This window comes from Hymenobacter jejuensis (assembly GCF_006337165.1).
Classification (GTDB): Bacteria; Bacteroidota; Bacteroidia; order Cytophagales; family Hymenobacteraceae; genus Hymenobacter; species Hymenobacter jejuensis.
In genome coordinates this window covers 2,809,595-2,827,610 of the sequence record NZ_CP040896.1, presented here as the reverse complement: position 1 = coordinate 2,827,610, position 18,016 = coordinate 2,809,595, and the positions used below count along the sequence as shown (strand labels likewise).

Sequence of the window (18,016 nt, the reverse complement as noted above, 5' to 3'; positions counted from 1 at the left end):
TAGTCAGCGACGTAAGATTTATTTTAGGACTCTTTTTCAACTTGAGTGTAGCTTAACTCCATTGGAGTGCTACGGCCGAAAATCTTAACGATAACATTAAGTTTCTTGCGTTCTTCGAACACTTCGCTTACGTTGCCAGAAAAACCACTAAAGGCCCCATCAACCACTTTCACTAGCTCCCCTACTACAAAAGGAGTCTCCAATGATGCAGCCTCTTCCTCGGTCTCATCAACTATACCGAGAATGCGGTTCACCTCCGATAAACGAAGAGGTACAGGCTTAGTATTAGTGCTCTTACCTTCCTTATCGCTTAAGAAACCAATTACACCTGGAGTGCTAGTGATAATATGGTCTACTTCACCGTGAGAGAGGTCAGCATGTATTAAAATGTAACCAGGAAAGAAATTACGTTCGCGTACGCGCTTTTTGCCGTTACGCATCTCGTATACTTTCTCAGCGGGAATCAGTACCTGAGGTACTAATTCCGATAGACCATGACGTCCAATCTCAGTTTCGAGATACTGTTTGGCCTTCTTTTCTTGTCCGCTAACTGAGCGGACAACATACCACTTCAACTCTCCCATCTTAGATGCTGGTTAACGGAATGAGTTGTAAAATGCTTCTAAGCCAGTTTTGAAAATGATATCCATCAAACCAACTACTGCAGCGAACACAAGAGAGCCAATAAGTACCAAACCGGCACTTTTCTGCAGTTCTTCGAAGGAAGGCCACGTTACTTTATAACGCATCTCCTCGGTCGTTTCGCGGAAATAATTCGTCAGCTTACTCATGTCTGGCGCCTTTTAGGCTATTACTACTGCGACCTTAAAGGTCATTTCTTGCACGGGCGGAGAGATTCGAACTCCCATCAAAGGTTTTGGAGACCTCTATTCTACCCTTGAACTACGCCCGTAAAAAATGCACTCATCGAGACTTAGCCTCAATTGGGAGTGCAAATGTAAGGTAAAGTCTAAACAAAACAAATCCGCCCCCGAAAATTCGGAGGCGGATAGTTCTGATAGTTAGACTAGTCGAGGATTTCAGTCACCTGACCAGCACCTACTGTACGGCCACCTTCGCGAATAGCGAAACGAAGACCTTTTTCCATTGCTACCTTGTTAATCAGTTCAACCTGGATGGTGATGTTGTCACCTGGCATTACCATTTCTACGCCTTCTGGCAAAGTGATGATACCAGTTACGTCAGTGGTACGCAGATAAAACTGAGGACGATAGTTGTTGAAGAACGGTGTGTGGCGGCCGCCTTCCTCTTTCGACAACACATACACCTCAGCCTTGAACTTCTGGTGAGGAGTTACCGAACCTGGCTTACAGATAACCATGCCACGACGGATATCGTCTTTTTCAATACCACGGAGTAGCAGACCTACGTTGTCGCCAGCTTCACCACGGTCAAGAATCTTACGGAACATTTCCACACCGGTAACAACCGACTTGAGGCCTTGCTTGGCGCCCATGCCTAGGATATCAACAGCTTCGCCCGAGTTGATTACACCGCGCTCAATACGACCAGTGGCAACTGTACCACGACCGGTGATTGAGAACACGTCCTCAACAGGCATCAGGAAAGGAAGGTCAGTCAGACGAGCAGGAATTGGAATGTAGCTATCAACAGCATCCATCAACTCCTCAATCTTTGGAACCCATTTAGCGTCACCATTTAGGCCACCCAAAGCAGAGCCTTGGATAACGGGAATGTTGTCACCGTCAAAGTCATAAAAAGAGAGCAGCTCGCGGATTTCCATCTCAACGAGTTCGAGCAACTCAGGGTCGTCTACCATGTCCACTTTGTTCATGAACACAACTAGCTGAGGAACACCTACCTGACGAGCTAGCAGGATATGCTCACGCGTTTGTGGCATTGGGCCGTCAGTGGCAGCTACAACAAGGATAGCACCGTCCATCTGGGCAGCACCTGTTACCATGTTTTTCACGTAGTCAGCGTGACCGGGGCAGTCAACGTGAGCATAGTGACGCTTTTCCGTAGCATACTCTACGTGAGCGGTATTGATGGTGATACCACGCTCTTTTTCTTCGGGAGCATTATCGATCGAAGAGAAGTCACGCTTAGCGGCCAAACCTTTGTTCGCCAGTACCGTGGTGATAGCAGCGGTCAGGGTGGTTTTGCCGTGGTCGACGTGCCCGATCGTACCGATGTTCACGTGCGGTTTGGAACGATCAAAATTTTCTTTAGCCATTGTAAAGAGATTAAGAGGAATTTTGTGGTGAAGAGGGGAAAAACGCGACTCGGCTATACTGCAAGAAAGCGAAACGCAGCTCCGCTAAGTGGGGAAACTGCACGTCGCTTTACCTGACTGACAGATCCAAACGGTGCAGTCGCGCTGCCCCGTCGGTACTCGTAATTCAGAGCCATTGATGGGATTTGAACCCATGACCTCTTCCTTACCAAGGAAGTGCTCTACCCCTGAGCTACAACGGCTGATTTTGGGTCTCAAGTCAAGTGAGCACTGAACACCAACTAAAACAAGTTTAGTTCGTGGCCATTGTGCAAAATATCTCACATTGAGCGGGAGACGAGGTTCGAACTCGCGACCTACAGCTTGGAAGGCTGTCGCTCTACCAACTGAGCTACTCCCGCATTTATTCCTAATTTAGCAACCCATTGATAATCAATGGGTTGCTAAATTAGGAATGCTTGTGGGGGGAGAAGGATTCGAACCTTCGAAAGCTTACGCTAACAGAGTTACAGTCTGTCCCATTTGGCCGCTCTGGAACCCCCCCGCTTTGTTTTTTGGCCGTTTGCCAAAAGAATTTCCTTTAATCACTGTCCCCAAATAAGTGGGTGGGTGGCGAAAGGAGTTGCAAAATTAAGGGGTTTCTAATGCAAGTCAAGCTCACAATCAAAAAGGTTCTAACATTTTTTGGCTCTTCACAGCCTCACAACAGGTTAAAGCCTCTTAATCAGCAGCTTTGCTATTAAACCCTACTAAGTATTCATTTATAAAAAAGACATTTAAGAGCCTACTTATTGTAGAAGGCTATAGATTGAAGTCAACCGTTGGTCTTTTTCCTTCGCTTTGATGTCTTGCAAAGTGGCTTTTAGAGTTGGAGTGCTTGCGGTTAGCAAGCTAAGACCTTTGTAAGCACCAAGCCGTGCCTCGTAACGCGGATGGGTACGGGCTAGGATTTCGAGCCGCTGAATTCCTTTCTCGCGCTCGATAGGAGGCATTCGTAGCATCAAGGTGCCAAAGTTTTGCAGGTACGTGTATAGATCATCCTCACTTACGTCATTCACACGCCGGATAAACCAATCATATTGATCCGCAGTACCATTCAGGCTGTAGTAGTTTGATAGTGCTACTAAAAGGGTGGGATTATTAGTCGTTTGTAACGCACTTATCCGCTCTCTTGAAGCGACCGTTGGCGCTTTTGCAAGTGCATCGATAGCTGAGCCGAGAACTAAATAAGAGCTGTCGCTTAAGGCTGCTGTGTATGCACTGCCAAAGTCTTCGTTTTGAAACGAAGAGAGAGTAGTTAAAGCAGTGGCCCGGACTTGGCTCTTTTTGTCTTCAACAGCCAAGCGCTGGATGTCTTTCCGAACGGCATTACCTTCCGGGCCTTTGTACCTGCGCAGAGACTGAAGGGCAGCTTGGCGTACTCCCCAGAACTCGTCCGCCAGCGCATTACGCATCATACTGCTGACAGCCAAATCCGCTATCTTGTTGTGTAACAGATTAATAGCCTCATACTTCTGCAGGCAGTTACGGGCATGGTAATATTGATAAAGTAGTTCCTCTTGAGTACGTTCTTCTTCAACATCGGCTAACAATTGCGCCTCTGCATCAAACTTCACCAAGTTGGGCCGTTGAGTTGCAACAATAGAAAAAGTCTGGTCTGCTTTCGTGACCAGTATTCGGTGCTCGGTGGGCTGATTGTTAACCCAGGTGGTAACCGTAATTGGCAAACGGTAGATCGGCGAAAAGATAGAATCTTGTACTTGCTTCACTCGCAAGGCTACTTGGCCGTTGGTATACGAATGCGTGATGCGCAACTCAGGATGCCCTCGTTTCAGAAACCACTGATCGAAGAACCACATCAGATCCTCCCCCGTGACATCTTCAAAGGCCATGCGGAGTTCGGCAATTTCTCCAGCCGAAAATTTGTTTTGGGTTAGGTAACGATTCAGGGCCGTGAAGAATGCCTCGTCGCCGACGTATTTGCGCAACATGTGCAGGACGCGGCCACCTTTCTGGTAGGAATGCGCGTCGAACATGTCCTCACGGTCGGTGTACTGGTAGCGGACAAGCGGCTCCCGCTTGCTTTGTGCCTCATCGAGATATTGCCCTAGCTTTTGCTGCTGAATGAAAGCCGCAGCATCTGGGCCGTACTTGTGCTCCGCCCATAAGTATTCGGAATAGTCGGCGAAAGCTTCGTTAAGAGGCAGGTTCGACCACGATTCGCTGGTTACATAATCGCCGAACCAATGGTGAAACAGCTCGTGCGCAATCACATCATCGGCGTTCCGGTCCAAGAGCTGGCGCCGATCCAGCTGAGTTTCCTCCTGCCTGATCGTAACCGCCGTTGTGTTCTCCATGGCACCTGACACGAAATCGTAGACAGCCACTTGAGCATATTTCTCCCATAGGAAATCAACCCCCAGTTTCTTGGAGAAAAATTCCATCATTTCCGGCGTACGACCAAAAACCTCTTTGGCGGTACTTTGAAACTTGGGTGACACATAATACTCCACGGGTTTGCCACGCCACGTGTCGCTGATCACGGCAAAATCTCCTACTGCCATCATGGTCAGGTAGGGTGCGGCCGGCAGCGTTTGTTTCCAGATATCGGTACGCGTACCGTCGGAGTTCTTTTTAGATGAGATCAGCAAGCCGTTTGACAGCGTTTTGAATTGCGCATCGACCGTCATGGCAATCTCCTGCGTCATGCGCTGATTGGGCTTGTCAATAGTCGGAAACCAAGCGGAGTTAGCTTCAGTCTCGCCTTGCGTCCAGAGTTGCTTCGGTTTTTTCTTATCCGTTCCCAGCGGATTGATGAAATACAGACCCTTATCAGAAGTGATGGCCGCGCTTCCGCCCGTCTGAAGCTCGTTCGGCTTAGCTATGTAGGTGATGCGCAATTGGTACGGCTCAGTGCGGGTGTACTGCCGATCGAGTGTAATGGACAGCTTGCGCTTGTCGTAAGTATAGGTCAGGTTTTTCTCTTTGTTGCCGGTCAGGACGCGAACGCTTTTCACGTCAAAGCCCCGGGCATCCAGCACCAACTGATTCTGTGGGTAGAAATGCGGGCGAGCCGTGATAGTAGCCGTCCCGAAAAGCCACTGCTTAGCCCAGTCGAAACGAACGTCGAGCTTGGTATCCAGCAAATCAGTTACAATGGTTGCGCTTGGCTGTGTTGGCGCAGTGGGTGGCAGCCACGAAGGCACTATGACGGCCGCACTGGCAGGCTCAGAAACCGGAAGAGTGGCAGTAAGCGTTTTCTTATGGGCGGGCTTATCCGGTGTTTTTTTTCCGGACTTAACGGCTTGGGCGGGAGCCGCTAAATGACACGTAAGGACCAGGCTAAGAATGCCGAGGACCGAATATTTCATGCGAGAGAACAATAAGGGAAAGTGGCCTCAAGTTCCGAAATTATTTCAGATTTGGGCTATCTTTAAGCCCTTTTCCGCCCTACCCCGCCTTCCTTTTACATGCTACAAGTTCGCACCGGCCCCGATCAAACGTGGGAAGTAGAATACAATGCCAAGGCCCCAATTACCGTTAATGGACAACCTTTTGCTTGGGATATAGTTGCCGTGGCCGATGGGCATTACCACATTCTTTATGAGGGGCGGTCGTATTCTGCTGAGCTAATCAGTGCCGACTACGCAGCGAAAACCCTATCGCTAAAACTCAATGGCCGCGTGGTGGAAATTGAGGCGAAAGATCGCTTCGACTTGCTGCTGGACAAACTAGGCATGAGCAACGCAACGGCGCATAAAGTCAATGAGTTGAAAGCCCCAATGCCGGGCCTGATCGTAGATATTCGCGTACAAGCCGGACAAGAGGTACAGAAGGGTGATCCGTTGCTAGTGCTGGAGGCAATGAAAATGGAGAATATTTTGAAGGCTCCCAGCGACGGCGTAGTAGCAGCTATTAAGGTCGGGCTCCGCGACAACGTCAACAAAGGCCAAGTGCTGGTGCAGTTCAGCTAGCTTTTCACCTGAGATACTTTATAAGTATTTAATAATCAATCACTTACAAATAAGTCTGTTTCGTAAGTGTTTCACGCCTAAACCAACTTTGTTTTGAAGTACACCCGAATCCTGCTGAAACTGAGTGGCGAAGCCTTAATGGGCCAACAGCAATACGGCATCGATGCCGTTCGGCTCATGCAATATGCCGAAGAAATCAAGGCCGTAGCGGCTACTGGCACACAGATCGCCGTTGTGATCGGCGGCGGCAACATATTCCGTGGCGTACAAGCAGAAGCCTTTGGCCTTGACCGGGTGCAAGGCGATTATATGGGTATGCTGGCCACCGTTATCAACTCGATGGCCTTACAAAGCGCTCTTGAAAAGCTAGGCGTTCAGACGCGGCTGCTTTCGGGCGTTACCATTCAGCGCGTCTGCGAACCTTACATTCGGCGGCGCGCGCTGCGGCACTTGGAAAAGGGCCGTGTGGTGATTTTCGGCGCCGGGATCGGGTCGCCTTACTTCACTACCGACTCGGCGGCCTCGCTGCGGGCTATTGAGATTGAAGCTGATGTAGTGCTGAAGGGCACTCGGGTCGATGGCATTTATACCGCCGATCCGGAGAAGGATCCTTCGGCAGTGCGTTACCCACAGATCACATTCGATGAGGTGATGGAGAAAAACCTCAACGTGATGGATATGACGGCATTTACGCTGTGCAAAGAGAATAATTTGCCCATTATTGTGTTCGACATGAATAAGACGGGCAACCTACAGCGCCTGATCGATGGCGAAACGGTAGGTACTCTGGTTACCATGAATGGCACTGCCTCGCACTCGCTCGACCCTAAACACGGCGGCTTAACCCCAGCCGTAACGCCTGCACCAGAGCAAGCCTAACCTCTTGGCTACAAGTCAGTTAATATCAATACCCTGATTACCATACTGATACACTCCTGTCAACATTTGCTTTTATAATTCAACCTTTCAAAAATGGACGAAGAAATCCAGTTTTACCTGAGCGAAGCCGAAGAGTCGATGGGTAAATCCCTGCAACACACTAGCTTAGAACTGAGCCGCATCCGGGCAGGCAAAGCTTCCCCGGCGATGCTCGACTCCCTTCGGGTAGACTATTATGGCACTCCTACTCCTATCAGCCAAGTAGCGAACGTTTCGACTCCCGACGCCCGCACGCTGTTCATCAAGCCTTGGGAGAAGAACATCATTGCGGAAGTAGTTAAAGCCATCAAGAACAGTGACTTGGGCCTAAACCCACAGTCCGACGCTGAAGGTGTACGCCTGAATATTCCGCCCATGACCGAGGAGCGCCGGCGCGATCTAGTAAAGCAAGTCAAAAACGAGTCGGAAAGCGGTAAAGTCCGCATCCGTGGCATTCGCAAAGACGTCAACGATGCGTTGCGCAAGCTTCTGAAAGAAGGTGCCGCCGAAGACGCCGTAAAAGACGCCGAAGCCAAGGTGCAAAAAGCTACGGACAGCTACATCAGCAAGATCGACGATCTGATGAGCAAGAAAGAAAGCGAAATCATGACTATCTGATTGATAATCAATAGTTTATATACAAATCAAAAGCCCTTCCAAGTTTAACTTGGAAGGGCTTTTGATTTGTAACGATGTTATGTACGCCAATAACCTTGGCTTAGAATACGCGCCTCTACTGCGTCGGGCACTAAATAGCGGATAGATTTACCTTTTTGCACACATTCCCGAATGAAAGTGGCAGAAATATCAAGCAGCGGGGCATCGACCACCCATGTGTTAGCCCGGGTTTCGACGGTGGTAATGTCCACACCTGGCCGCGGGTATACATATACTGCATAATCGGCCAAAATACGTTCGGCTTCTTTCCAACGCGTTAGGCCAGGCAGGTTGTCCTCACCCATCAACAATACAAACTGATGTTCGGAATAACGGCGGCGCAACGCGTCAAGCGTATCGATGGTGTAGCTTGGTTTGGGCATTCGGAACTCGATGTCCAGAGCTTCTAGCCTGTTATTGCCACGAATGGCCAACTGCACCAGTGCCAGACGCTCTTCCTCGGGTAACATCTCCTGCCCGATCTTAAACGGACTTTGCGGGGAAACAACCAGCCATACCGCATCCAAATCGGTGTGCGTGGCCATAAAATTGGCCAGTATGAGATGGCCGGTATGAATAGGATTGAATGAGCCGAACAACAGCCCCACTTTCAGACCAGCACTCACAGAATCGCCGATTCGCCGGTAATAAAGTCGCGCACCAGCTTTTCAGCCTGCGCGGTGGCGTGGTCCAGATCGTCGTTGACAAGGATGGTGTCGAACCGATCTTCGAATGTCAGCTCGAACTTGGCCTTGTACAGGCGCCCGGAGATGCTGGCGTCGGAGTCGGTGGCGCGGGCACGCAGGCGGCTTTCAAGCACTTCCAAGGAAGGTGGTTTTACAAAAACGGCTAAAGCCCGGTCCTTGTAAAACTCCTTAATGCTCAGACCGCCCTTCACATCAACATCCAAAATGGCGTGTTTTCCGCTTTCCCAGATGCGCTCAATCTCAGATTTTAGAGTACCATAGAAGTTGCCAGCGTACACCTCTTCCCATTCCACGAACTCATCGTGGCGAATTTTCTCCTGAAATTCTTCGATGGAAATGAAGTAGTAGTCTTTGCCGTTGGCTTCCGTGCGGCCGCGCTTGTCGCGCGTACAAGCTGAAATTGAAAAACTTAGCTCTGGAATCCTTTCCAGCAGCCGGTGGACTATAGTAGTCTTACCGGCGCCGGAAGGAGCCGAAAAAACGATAATTTTACCCTGCATGGGGTAAAATTAGGCCATTTCTGTCTGAACTCGTGCAAGGATATTTTGAGACAGCGATTCTGGAGCGCCTTTGCGCCCGATCCGTTGATTGATGAAATCAACGAAAACCCGCTGCTTATCAAGGCTATCGAAGCAAGGCGAGCAGTCCTCGGCATGGTTGACGAAGTATTCCTCGTCTTCCAAGGTTGGGTCCTGACCTACGATAATTTGATCGAGAATTGTATTCACGCGTTCACAGTCGGGGCCGTTTGTATCGACCGCCTGCTGGTTGGTTGTAGTAGATGTAGGTTTCATAACAGTGCCCGAGTTGGTAAGAGGTTATTTATTGGTCGTTATCGTCGTCTGATGGGTCTTCGTCGTCGGTATCGCCGCCGTAGCCCATCGATTTAGCGTACTTGTCTAATTTTTCCTTCAGGAAATTGCGAGCCCGGTGCAAACGTGATCGCACCGTTCCGATAGGGATGTCCAGCACTTTTGCCATTTCCTCATAGGTGAACCCTTCTAGGTCGCAGAGGATAATGACCGTGCGAAAATCCACTGGCAGCGAATTGAGCGCGCTGGCCACCTCGTCGCCGATGAGGTCGCGCACCGATTGCTGCCGCATGTCCGACGAGGTGCCACCCGCGTCGGCGTCAGACTCAACGTCCTCCGAATTGTAGTACCCTTCAATTTCGCTGTAGTCGACCTTGGCGGGTTGTTTACTCTTCTTTCGGAAGTCGTTAATGAACGAGTTTTTCAGGATGCGGAACAGCCACGCTTTCGCGTTGGTTCCCGGTTCGAAGTACTCAAAGAACCGATAGGCTTTCAAATAGGTCTCCTGCACGAGGTCGTTGGCATCGTCCTCGTCAAGGGTCAGGCGATAGGCAAAGTTGTACAAAGAGTCCAGTACAGGCATCAGTTCGGCTTGGAACCGCCGGTCTTTCTCTTCTTTGCTCAACTTCGGAACTCGTTCGGGAGAGTCGCTCATGGACGCTTAAATATTTCGGCTGAAGATTAAAAAAAATGCGCAGCCTTTAAACAAATGTACTGAATATACCAAGTTGCTTACGGAAGGTTTACGGTGGAGTAGCCGGAACGCTCCGTGGCTACTACGAGAAACCCGTACAGAAATACGAAGAGATTGAAGCCAATCTGCATTTCCAGCAACGAGTCGACAAGCATGCCGGCCCCCAGAATAAGCAAGAAATGGTACACGTACGGGTTACGCCGCTGTGTGGGTTGCGTCAACGGCCCAAGCAATACCAGCAGCCACACAAAAAGCCCTGGTAATCCGCTTGCTACCAAGTAGTGCAAGTACTGATTATGAATCATGACCCAATTGGGGGGCAATAGGCCATAACTGTGCCGGCGGTACTGCGCCATCATGGCATCTTGTGCATCGGCTGGTCCCACACCCACCAACAGGTGCTGGCGCGCTACGGCGCGGGCCGTATGCCACGCGGCCAAGCGTTTGGAGAGAGAAAAGTTGTTGATGTCCTCGCCGTTGTAGAAGTGTTCGATGTCGTAGCGCGTAGCAATAGCCCGGTCGCGCACCGACGGCAGGAGGCGATAAGAAGCGAAAGGCACCGCGACAAACAACCCTAACGCCAGTATACCCAAGGTAAACCGCCGCGCAAACAGAATACGCAACGCATTGACAAACAATGTGATATAAAACAGCATCAGTCCCGTGCGATACGCTAGCACATGCAGCGTGACGACGCTTATGGCCGCAGCCAGCCATAGCACCAAGCGCAGCAGCTGCGGGGCATACTTGCTACGGCCGAGCAGCAAACCAAAAAAGGCCGACAGCACCAGCATGATCCCGAAGTGAATGTGAAAAATCCCGGTGATCGCGGGCTGACTTTTGCCCACCATGTAAAAGTGCTGGTCGGTGGGCGGATGCACAATGTAGTCTAGCAAAGTGGCCGCGGCCACCATCCCAACGCCCAAAACAAAGCTACAGCCTACCCTAAACCGTTGCCGATTCGTCAAGGGCACTGCCAAACAAAACGCCAGCGGCACCCCAATAAACGGCAGCTGCCGAAAGACCTGATGCCGCCATTCAGGCCAATTGTCAGTGTATAAAGCACTTATTAATAGCAGTATATAAAGCAGCGCCATTCGGCCGGCAGCACCATTGTGTAGCCACTGGGGCAACTCGCGGCGCATACGCGGATTGGCAAGCACTGCCAGCACGCCCACAACAGGGCTTAGGGCTACCAACGCCCGCGACGCTAGCAATCCTGCTACACCTGCCACGCAGGCAAGCAGCAGCAAATGCTGTGAAAGCACCCCTTGCCGGTATATCTGTTGCCATCGGTTTGCCAAGAATGCTCTCATAGATGGCAAAGGATAGTCAAAAACTTCAAAAATAACCTACGGCTCTACCGGCAGTTGTTGCCAAGCTAAGATTCTTTCCAGTGCTTGCACAGGCGAAATGGCCTTGATGCAAGTGCACGCGGCGGGCTGCTCACGGCAGTCGGAGCAATCGGGACGATCGAATACCAGATATTCGGCATACGGGCCCAGCGGGGCCCACCGCCCTGGGTGCGTCGGGCGCATGGGTGGGTAAATGCCCAATGCGTGGCGGCCGAGGGCAGCCGCCAAGTGCAATGGCCCGGTACTAGCAGCTACCAGCCCATCGGCAGCATGGATAAAAGCCAGAAGCTGCGGCAGCGTCAGAAGTCCGGTAAGGTCGCCGGCCAGTACGGCGGCGTACTCCGCTAACCACGGGCGCAACTCCTCGCCTTCAGCTGCGGTACCCGTCACGAACACCCGATGTCCGGCTTGGTACAAGAGCTTAGCCAAGGCCCCAAAGTGGTTTAGGCCCCATTCGCGGGCGCTGCCCCTGGAGCGCGGATGCAGAATCACGTTGAGCTGACTTTCCGTACGATTGGCAAGCACCTGTTGCCACTGAGGAGCCAGCGGCTCTGTTGGTTGCAGCCGAACCAGTTCGGCTACTTGTGCCAAAGGCATTTCCGCTGGCAGCCCAAGCGGCTGAAGCAGCTTCAAGTTTAGCTGCGCCTCGTGCAGGGGCGAATGCCGTCGGCTCAGGCTTACCAATCGGTTGCAGGTAAGCCAGTGAAACCAGCGATTGCGCGTGGCAATGCGCACCGGAATCTTGGCTTTTTGGGCCAACTGCGCCAGCTTTTTGTTGGGGAAAACATGCAAGATAGCTGTAGCCTGCTGTTGAACTATAGCTGCGACCTGCTCTTTATCAGACAGTTGCAAAAGGCTATCGTAATTCAGAAACGCATCTACCCACGGACAGGCTTCGGCCACAGCTTGGGTATAGGTGCGGCCCACCAGCACCACCCGGCAACCGGGAAATAGTCGCTTAAGCTCTCCGCAAACTGGGAGCGTCAGGACGACATCGCCAATGGCATCGGTGCGGCTTACCAAAAAAGTCTTCATGCAAGGAGCCGCGATTTGGTGCGCAGTTTGGCAAATTTCAGAAAGACGCCCCACGCCGAGATGCTGGCAATACAGAACCCCGCAAACCCATCCAAGAAACCCAACCGCAGAATGTACCCGTGCACAAATTTCCAGAGCGGCTTCAATAGCAAGTGAAAAACCGTCACGCGGCGCTTGCCGCGCAAGGCCCATTCTTCCGCCGAGATGCTTGTGAAGCGGTTTAGTTGATTGACGTGCTGCTCCACCGAATCATAAGAGTAATGAAGCAAATCGCCATGTAAGTTAGTAACTAATTGATTATCAAATAGTTGGTATTTTTCATGCAACAGGAGGCCTTCCCATCGGCCCAAACGGCGATCGTAGAGGCGCAGCTTCCGGTCGGGGTACCAGCCGCCGTGGCGCACCCAGGTACCACAATAGTTGGTGAGTCGAGCCAAAGAATAACCTGCCGCCTGCCAGTTCTGCTTCACCTCCCGGATCGACTGGCGCAACTCTTCGGTTAGGACTTCGTCGGCGTCGAGCTGCAGTACATAGTCGTGTTGCGCTTGGGCAGTAGCGAAATTTTTCTGCTGCACATAGCCTTCGAAAGCATGCTGCACCACGCGCACGTTGTAACTGTGGCAAATGGCCACGGTCTGGTCGCTGGAATAGGAGTCGACCACCACTACCTCATCGGCCACATCGCCGAGTGCGTCGAGGCAGCGGCCGATGTTGCGTTCTTCATTGTAGGTGATGATGACGACCGACAGGGAAACGGGCATGCGGGCAAATATCTGAATTTGAGTGCAGCTTATTGCCTACTTCCGCAATCGAGCTACTTTAGCGTAAGCTGCACCTGTTATATGCTGTCTTAAGAATTCTCCTCAAGCCATGTATTTGCTTTTCGCCTATTCCTAAACTTTACTAATTCATGCTTACTGTTCAAGAGCCGGAAAGCCGGCAAGAGTATGGCACTGCCAAAGGGTGGCGTCTCTTCATTTACATTTTTGTTCCGCCCCTCATTCTGTTGTTTCTGGCTGTGCCAATCATAATGTGGGGCAAAAACGACGCGCAGCTAGGGTTCCAAATTGGATTGTCGGCTCTGATGCTAGGTTTTGCGGGTTTCCTAGTTTACGGATTGCTCGAAACCATTAAGGCTAAACATATTATTACCACTGACAAGCTGATTTATGAAGGCATTTTGCGGCGCAAAGAGTTGTCACTAGCCCGTATCAAAGGGTACCGCATTGACCAGAACTATACACACATTCTGCCGCTGAGTTCCGCTGATCCAAAGATCAGGATTGGGTATACTAGTGAAAACTATCAGGAGCTACAAAATTGGCTTTCAAACCGTTATCCTGATTTGGACGTGCTTGAAAAAGAACAAGATACGGCCAAGCTTCTAGAAAACGACGATCTGGGGAGAACCCCCGAAGAACGGGAAGCAAGGTTAGCAAACGCGCTCCGCACGGCCAAATGTTTGAATATAGCTGGCGGCGCGGTGGCGGGTTGGCTGCTAGTGTACCCGCAGCCCTACAAATGGGCCATAGCAATTGGGCTAGTGTTGCCACTGCTAGCGACGATAGCTCTTTGGCTTCATCAAGGAGTGATCCGGCTCGATGAGAAAAGGAACAGCGCTTACCCCTCTTTGGCTATTGCGATTCTGGGACCAAGTTCTTCCCTGTTGCTACGCGCCCTTTTGGACTTTGAGATTTTGGACTATGCTCCCTTATGGCCCCAGGCAGCAACTATAGCAGCGGGAGCTGCTTTGGCTTTGTTTGCTGGTAGCCGCGAGTTTATCTGGCACAACGATTCGCGCACAGGCCTGCTGTTTTCCATAGTCATTTATTCGGCGCTTTACGGCTTTGCTGCCACTACAATTTACAACTGCGTTTTCGACGAAGGTGAGGGCACTCGCTACGAGGCTCAGGTGCTAAGCAAGCATCGTACGTCTGGTAAACACACCACTTACTATCTGCACGTCAGCCCATGGGGGCCGCGCTCAACTGCCGAAGATGTAACGGTTTCGCACGATTACTATGACGAAGTACAACCCAGCGATACCATACAGATCCACGCTGGGTCAGGACAGCTGCATATTCCCTGGTTCATGGTTTTGGAATAGCACACGCACAAAAAAGCCTTCCTTGACAACAGGGAAGGCTTTTTTGTGCGTGTGCTATTCAGTCTTAGTAGCGGTACAAATCCGATTTGAATGGGCCTTGCACGTCTACGCCGATGTAAGAGGCCTGCTTCGACTTCAACTCGTCGAGCTCAACGCCAATTTTGGCGAGGTGCAAACGCGCAACCTTTTCGTCGAGGTGCTTAGGCAAGGTATATACCTTGTTTTCGTACTGGTCGGCGTGCTGCCACAGCTCTAGCTGCGCTAGCGTCTGGTTCGTGAACGAGTTCGACATTACGAACGAAGGGTGGCCAGTGGCGCAGCCCAAGTTTACCAAACGGCCCTCAGCCAAAATGATAACTTCTTTGCCGTCAATGTTATACAGGTCTACCTGTGGTTTAACGGTATCTTTGGTGTGGCCGTAGTTACCATTGAGCCAAGCCATGTCTATTTCATCGTCGAAGTGGCCGATGTTGCAAACGATGGCTTTGTCTTTCAGCGCACGGAAGTGCTCTTCGGTGATGATATCGCAGTTGCCGGTAGCCGTTACTACAATGTCAGCTTCCTTGATAGCATTCGACATCTTTTTGACTGCGTAACCGTCCATGGCAGCCTGCAGAGCGCAAATAGGGTCTATTTCTGTCACAATCACGCGAGCGCCAGCGCCACGCAGCGAAGCTGCGGTGCCTTTCCCTACGTCACCGTAACCGGCTACCACAGCAATTTTGCCAGCCATCATCACATCGGTAGCACGACGGATAGCGTCTACAGCCGACTCTTTGCAACCGTATTTGTTGTCAAACTTCGACTTCGTCACCGAGTCGTTGATGTTGAAAGCAGGCATGGGCAGCGTGCCATTCTTTACTCGGTCAAGCAAGCGCAGTACGCCGGTCGTAGTTTCCTCCGAAATGCCTTTGATGCCAGCGGCCAATTCCGGGAAGTTGTTCAGCACCATGTTGGTCAGGTCGCCGCCGTCATCCAGAATCATGTTCAGTGGCTGACGATCTTCGCCGAAATACAGCGTTTGCTCGATGCACCAGTTAAACTCTTCCTCGTTCATTCCCTTCCAGGCATATACCGGAATGCCCGCAGCCGCGATGGCCGCAGCGGCGTGATCCTGAGTCGAGAAGATGTTGCACGATGACCACGTAACGTCGGCGCCCAAAGCAATGAGCGTCTCAATCAGAACAGCGGTTTGAATCGTCATGTGCAGGCAACCTGCAATACGAGCGCCTTTGAGTGGCTGCGAAGGGCCAAACTCTTCACGCAGAGCCATTAGGCCGGGCATCTCAGCCTCCGCCAAACGAATTTCTTTGCGGCCCCATTCGGCCAGCGCGATGTCTTTTACTTTGTAGGGAACGTAGGTCGTCTCAACCATGATACACAGAATGTTTGCGATTCAACCGCAAAGGTAACCAATTTGTTAGCGATTATTTCCTGATATCCTGCTAAAGCCCTCATGGGCAATATTTTGTCTTAAGCGAGCGTCTTAAGCAAGCACTAAAGGCTATTTAAACGACAAAGAGAACGCATAGCTCTGTTGCGTTGTTAAGGAGCCTTGTAAAGTTTGTTTCGACAGTACGCATTGTACTGTCGGGCAGGATGTTACTTTTGTACTTATGCCCGATCTCATCTCTCCTATTGCATTGCGTTTTCAACGCACTCTTGGTCTTATTTGCCTGTTTTTTTTGGCAGCTTTTGTCGCGCAAGCACAGCAACCCCTTCGTCAGTCTGTAGTAATTCGGCTGAGTCCGGAAGACCAGGACCGGGGCCAGAACGGCGTGCAGAACAACTTCTTCTTCACCACCGGATCTGGCTCTGATTATCAGAATGCGGGATTTTTCGGTCAGCGGCTACGGCCTTACCTGGCCGATGATCAGGAGGCAATTGCTAACCTGAACCACTACCGCCGGCAGAAATGGATGTACTTAGGCGAGCGTGCTTTGTTTGTAAGCTCAGTGGCCTTGTACGGCCAGCAAGTATTGGCTGGCGACAAGCAGCAATATTTTAACAATACCCAGAAAGCCGCCATCGGCATAGCTGCCGTAAGCTTGCTTTCGAACGTATTTATTACCCGCAATACCAACCAGCATATGCAGCGGGCCGTGCAAGCGCACAACGGTAATCTGCCCTCGGCACGCCGGGCTATGTTGCAGCGCTTGGCTCCGACAGGTGTTGGGTTAGGGGCTGCTTCCACGGGCCAGCCTCAACTAGCTTTGCGCTGGAGTTTGCGCTAAATTTCCCTTTTTCTCGTAGGGATACTTCATGGAATATCCGCTTCCTGCAGCGGCCCGGCAATACGTTGCCGAACACCTGCACGACGACCCCGCCCAACTGGCGCTGCAAGCTCGCCGGTACCCGAGCTTGCCGGTACCCGAGTTAGTACGCCAGATTCAGGCCCGGCAAAAGGCACGCGTCAAGCTGCCCGCTTGGGCCGATAACCCTGACCTGATCTTTCCACCGGCACTGTCCGTTGAGCAGGCGTCCTCGGCCCGCACGGCAACTTTCAAAGCTGATTTGGTGGATGGACAGCGCTTGGCTGACTTAACCGGAGGGTTTGGGGTGGATTCGAGTTTTTTTGCCAGCCGTATCCCCGAAGTTCATTATGTTGAGCGCGACCCCAAACTGGTCGCGGTAGTGCAGTACAACTTAGCCCAGTTGGGCATTGGGAATGTAACCTGCCACGCTGCCGACGCGCTGGCTTTTCTGAAAAGCTCGGACGAAAAGTTTGATTGGCTATACCTCGACCCAGCCCGCCGCAGCAACGCCGACCGCAAGATTTACAAGCTCCGAGACTGTGAGCCCGATGTGGTACGCCTAATGCCTTTGCTCCTGCACAAAAGTCAGCGCATCCTGCTCAAGACCTCGCCGATGCTTGACATTGAGCAGGCTATTCTGGAGCTAAAACACGTGCGGCGCTTGTGGGTAGTGGCGGTTGACAACGAGTGCAAAGAGGTGCTCTACGAACTTGGCCCCGAGCCGGCCGTAGATCCTGAACGCTTTGCTGTGAATCTATTGCGCAACGGCGACCAACAGGAGTTCCGCCTGAACCGTGCGCGCGAAACCCGCGCTATTGCTCGCTATGCCGAACCGCAGCAATATTTATATGAGCCCAATGTGGCCATCCTGAAAGCGGGTGGCTTTCGCAGCATTGGCACAGCGTTCGAGTTTCTTAAGCTTCAGCAAAACAGTCACTTATATACTAGTGACATTTTGCGAACTGATTTTCCGGGCCGCATCTTCCGCATTATTGCGACCGAGCGCTACGACGGCGACGCCCTAAAAGCCCATTTGGGGCCTGCCGCTCGGGCGCACGTCACGACGCGCAACTTTCCGGATACGGTCGCGGAGTTTCGGCAGCGCACTGGCATTCGGGAAGGCGGCGAAACGTACCTTTTTGCCACCACCGACCTGCGCGGCCGCCTGATGGTGCTGGTTTGCGAAAAGCTTTAAGCTACGCTTCCATCCGGTTTCGGGGCTTTGTAAAATAGCCTGAAGGCCTCTGTTGATCGCAGAGGCCTTTTTCGTGACCTATTTATAAT

18 protein-coding genes and 4 tRNA genes are annotated in these 18,016 nt (G+C 51.5%); 6 read left to right on the top strand and 16 right to left on the bottom strand.

Features of this window, described 5'->3' with window-relative positions:
• Nucleotides 1–23: 23 nt before the first annotated feature.
• The 8 genes from nusG to FHG12_RS11620 form a co-directional block, all read right to left on the bottom strand.
• Nucleotides 24–584, bottom strand: coding sequence for a transcription termination/antitermination protein NusG (gene nusG / locus FHG12_RS11655; RefSeq protein ID WP_139515890.1), 561 nt, complete (start codon nucleotides 582–584; stop codon nucleotides 24–26).
• A gap of 12 nt (nucleotides 585–596) precedes the next feature.
• A complete protein-coding gene (gene secE, locus FHG12_RS11650; protein ID WP_139515889.1) occupies nucleotides 597–791 on the bottom strand; it encodes a preprotein translocase subunit SecE in 195 nt (64 codons plus the stop codon).
• Between the two features lie 51 nt (nucleotides 792–842).
• A tRNA-Trp gene (locus FHG12_RS11645) sits at nucleotides 843–913 on the bottom strand.
• Nucleotides 914–1,027: 114 nt separating this feature from the next.
• Nucleotides 1,028–2,218 (bottom strand): elongation factor Tu, encoded by a 1,191-nt coding sequence (tuf, locus tag FHG12_RS11640; protein ID WP_139515888.1) that lies wholly within the window; start codon nucleotides 2,216–2,218, stop codon nucleotides 1,028–1,030.
• A gap of 170 nt (nucleotides 2,219–2,388) precedes the next feature.
• Nucleotides 2,389–2,460, bottom strand: a tRNA-Thr gene (locus tag FHG12_RS11635).
• Between the two features lie 86 nt (nucleotides 2,461–2,546).
• Nucleotides 2,547–2,619, bottom strand: a tRNA-Gly gene (locus FHG12_RS11630).
• A 60-nt stretch (nucleotides 2,620–2,679) separates the two neighbouring features.
• A tRNA-Tyr gene (locus tag FHG12_RS11625) sits at nucleotides 2,680–2,762 on the bottom strand.
• Between the two features lie 244 nt (nucleotides 2,763–3,006).
• A complete protein-coding gene (locus FHG12_RS11620; RefSeq protein ID WP_139515887.1) occupies nucleotides 3,007–5,589 on the bottom strand; it encodes a M1 family metallopeptidase in 2,583 nt (860 codons plus the stop codon).
• A gap of 99 nt (nucleotides 5,590–5,688) precedes the next feature.
• Between FHG12_RS11620 and FHG12_RS11615 the strand changes: the two genes are divergently transcribed.
• The 3 genes from FHG12_RS11615 (at nucleotide 5,689) to frr (ending at nucleotide 7,728) form a co-directional block, all read left to right on the top strand.
• Complete coding sequence (locus tag FHG12_RS11615) at nucleotides 5,689–6,192, top strand: biotin/lipoyl-containing protein (RefSeq protein ID WP_139515886.1); 504 nt, start codon at nucleotides 5,689–5,691, stop codon at nucleotides 6,190–6,192.
• A 93-nt stretch (nucleotides 6,193–6,285) separates the two neighbouring features.
• On the top strand, nucleotides 6,286–7,071 hold the full coding sequence (gene pyrH / locus FHG12_RS11610) for a UMP kinase (RefSeq protein WP_139515885.1): 786 nt from the start codon (nucleotides 6,286–6,288) through the stop codon (nucleotides 7,069–7,071).
• A gap of 93 nt (nucleotides 7,072–7,164) precedes the next feature.
• On the top strand, nucleotides 7,165–7,728 hold the full coding sequence (gene frr / locus FHG12_RS11605; RefSeq protein WP_139515884.1) for a ribosome recycling factor: 564 nt from the start codon (nucleotides 7,165–7,167) through the stop codon (nucleotides 7,726–7,728).
• A gap of 77 nt (nucleotides 7,729–7,805) precedes the next feature.
• On the opposite strand, the gene nadD is transcribed toward frr, so the two are convergent.
• From nadD to FHG12_RS11570, 7 genes are all read right to left on the bottom strand, one after another.
• Nucleotides 7,806–8,381 (bottom strand): nicotinate (nicotinamide) nucleotide adenylyltransferase, encoded by a 576-nt coding sequence (nadD, locus tag FHG12_RS11600; protein ID WP_139517782.1) that lies wholly within the window; start codon nucleotides 8,379–8,381, stop codon nucleotides 7,806–7,808.
• An 8-nt stretch (nucleotides 8,382–8,389) separates the two neighbouring features.
• The gene (gene gmk, locus FHG12_RS11595; protein ID WP_139515883.1) at nucleotides 8,390–8,974 is read right to left on the bottom strand and encodes a guanylate kinase; all 585 of its coding nucleotides are present in this window, start codon (nucleotides 8,972–8,974) and stop codon (nucleotides 8,390–8,392) included.
• Between the two features lie 9 nt (nucleotides 8,975–8,983).
• Entirely contained in the window at nucleotides 8,984–9,268 is a 285-nt protein-coding gene (locus FHG12_RS11590) for a hypothetical protein (RefSeq protein ID WP_139515882.1), read from the bottom strand.
• 28 nt (nucleotides 9,269–9,296) lie between these two features.
• Complete coding sequence (locus FHG12_RS11585) at nucleotides 9,297–9,941, bottom strand: sigma-70 family RNA polymerase sigma factor (protein ID WP_139515881.1); 645 nt, start codon at nucleotides 9,939–9,941, stop codon at nucleotides 9,297–9,299.
• 77 nt (nucleotides 9,942–10,018) lie between these two features.
• Nucleotides 10,019–11,248 (bottom strand): O-antigen ligase family protein, encoded by a 1,230-nt coding sequence (locus tag FHG12_RS11580; protein WP_165699377.1) that lies wholly within the window; start codon nucleotides 11,246–11,248, stop codon nucleotides 10,019–10,021.
• An 84-nt stretch (nucleotides 11,249–11,332) separates the two neighbouring features.
• Nucleotides 11,333–12,370, bottom strand: a complete 1,038-nt coding sequence (locus tag FHG12_RS11575) for a glycosyltransferase family 9 protein (RefSeq protein WP_139515879.1) — start codon at nucleotides 12,368–12,370, stop codon at nucleotides 11,333–11,335.
• Nucleotides 12,367–13,131 carry a glycosyltransferase family 2 protein gene (locus FHG12_RS11570; RefSeq protein WP_139515878.1) on the bottom strand — a complete coding sequence of 255 codons (765 nt, stop codon included), beginning with the start codon at nucleotides 13,129–13,131 and terminating at the stop codon, nucleotides 12,367–12,369. The genes FHG12_RS11575 and FHG12_RS11570 overlap by 4 nt, the downstream gene beginning before the upstream one ends.
• A 149-nt stretch (nucleotides 13,132–13,280) precedes the next feature.
• Here FHG12_RS11570 and FHG12_RS11565 point away from each other — a divergent pair, with 149 nt between their 5' ends.
• Entirely contained in the window at nucleotides 13,281–14,477 is a 1,197-nt protein-coding gene (locus FHG12_RS11565) for a YdbT family protein (protein WP_139515877.1), read from the top strand.
• A gap of 64 nt (nucleotides 14,478–14,541) precedes the next feature.
• Here the strand turns inward: FHG12_RS11565 and ahcY are convergent, their stop codons facing one another.
• Nucleotides 14,542–15,852 carry an adenosylhomocysteinase gene (ahcY, locus tag FHG12_RS11560; RefSeq protein WP_139515876.1) on the bottom strand — a complete coding sequence of 437 codons (1,311 nt, stop codon included), beginning with the start codon at nucleotides 15,850–15,852 and terminating at the stop codon, nucleotides 14,542–14,544.
• A gap of 310 nt (nucleotides 15,853–16,162) precedes the next feature.
• Here ahcY and FHG12_RS11555 point away from each other — a divergent pair, with 310 nt between their 5' ends.
• Nucleotides 16,163–16,711 (top strand): hypothetical protein, encoded by a 549-nt coding sequence (locus FHG12_RS11555; RefSeq protein ID WP_139515875.1) that lies wholly within the window; start codon nucleotides 16,163–16,165, stop codon nucleotides 16,709–16,711.
• Nucleotides 16,712–16,739: 28 nt separating this feature from the next.
• Nucleotides 16,740–17,927, top strand: coding sequence for a class I SAM-dependent methyltransferase (locus FHG12_RS11550; RefSeq protein ID WP_139515874.1), 1,188 nt, complete (start codon nucleotides 16,740–16,742; stop codon nucleotides 17,925–17,927).
• The last annotated feature ends 89 nt before the right edge of the window (nucleotides 17,928–18,016 follow it).

Excerpts from the sequence above, each read along its gene's own strand:
- ahcY (WP_139515876.1), bottom strand. The coding sequence starts at position 15,852 with ATGGTTGAGACGACCTACGTTCCCTACAAAGTAAAAGACATCGCGCTG.
- nusG (WP_139515890.1), bottom strand. The coding sequence starts at position 584 with ATGGGAGAGTTGAAGTGGTATGTTGTCCGCTCAGTTAGCGGACAAGAA.
- FHG12_RS11575 (WP_139515879.1), bottom strand. The coding sequence starts at position 12,370 with ATGAAGACTTTTTTGGTAAGCCGCACCGATGCCATTGGCGATGTCGTC.
- tuf (WP_139515888.1), bottom strand. The coding sequence starts at position 2,218 with ATGGCTAAAGAAAATTTTGATCGTTCCAAACCGCACGTGAACATCGGT.
- FHG12_RS11585 (WP_139515881.1), bottom strand. The coding sequence starts at position 9,941 with ATGAGCGACTCTCCCGAACGAGTTCCGAAGTTGAGCAAAGAAGAGAAA.
- FHG12_RS11565 (WP_139515877.1), top strand. The coding sequence starts at position 13,281 with ATGCTTACTGTTCAAGAGCCGGAAAGCCGGCAAGAGTATGGCACTGCC.
- FHG12_RS11620 (WP_139515887.1), bottom strand. The coding sequence starts at position 5,589 with ATGAAATATTCGGTCCTCGGCATTCTTAGCCTGGTCCTTACGTGTCAT.
- FHG12_RS11570 (WP_139515878.1), bottom strand. The coding sequence starts at position 13,131 with ATGCCCGTTTCCCTGTCGGTCGTCATCATCACCTACAATGAAGAACGC.
- FHG12_RS11550 (WP_139515874.1), top strand. The coding sequence starts at position 16,740 with ATGGAATATCCGCTTCCTGCAGCGGCCCGGCAATACGTTGCCGAACAC.
- FHG12_RS11615 (WP_139515886.1), top strand. The coding sequence starts at position 5,689 with ATGCTACAAGTTCGCACCGGCCCCGATCAAACGTGGGAAGTAGAATAC.
- secE (WP_139515889.1), bottom strand. The coding sequence starts at position 791 with ATGAGTAAGCTGACGAATTATTTCCGCGAAACGACCGAGGAGATGCGT.
- gmk (WP_139515883.1), bottom strand. The coding sequence starts at position 8,974 with ATGCAGGGTAAAATTATCGTTTTTTCGGCTCCTTCCGGCGCCGGTAAG.
- frr (WP_139515884.1), top strand. The coding sequence starts at position 7,165 with ATGGACGAAGAAATCCAGTTTTACCTGAGCGAAGCCGAAGAGTCGATG.
- FHG12_RS11590 (WP_139515882.1), bottom strand. The coding sequence starts at position 9,268 with ATGAAACCTACATCTACTACAACCAACCAGCAGGCGGTCGATACAAAC.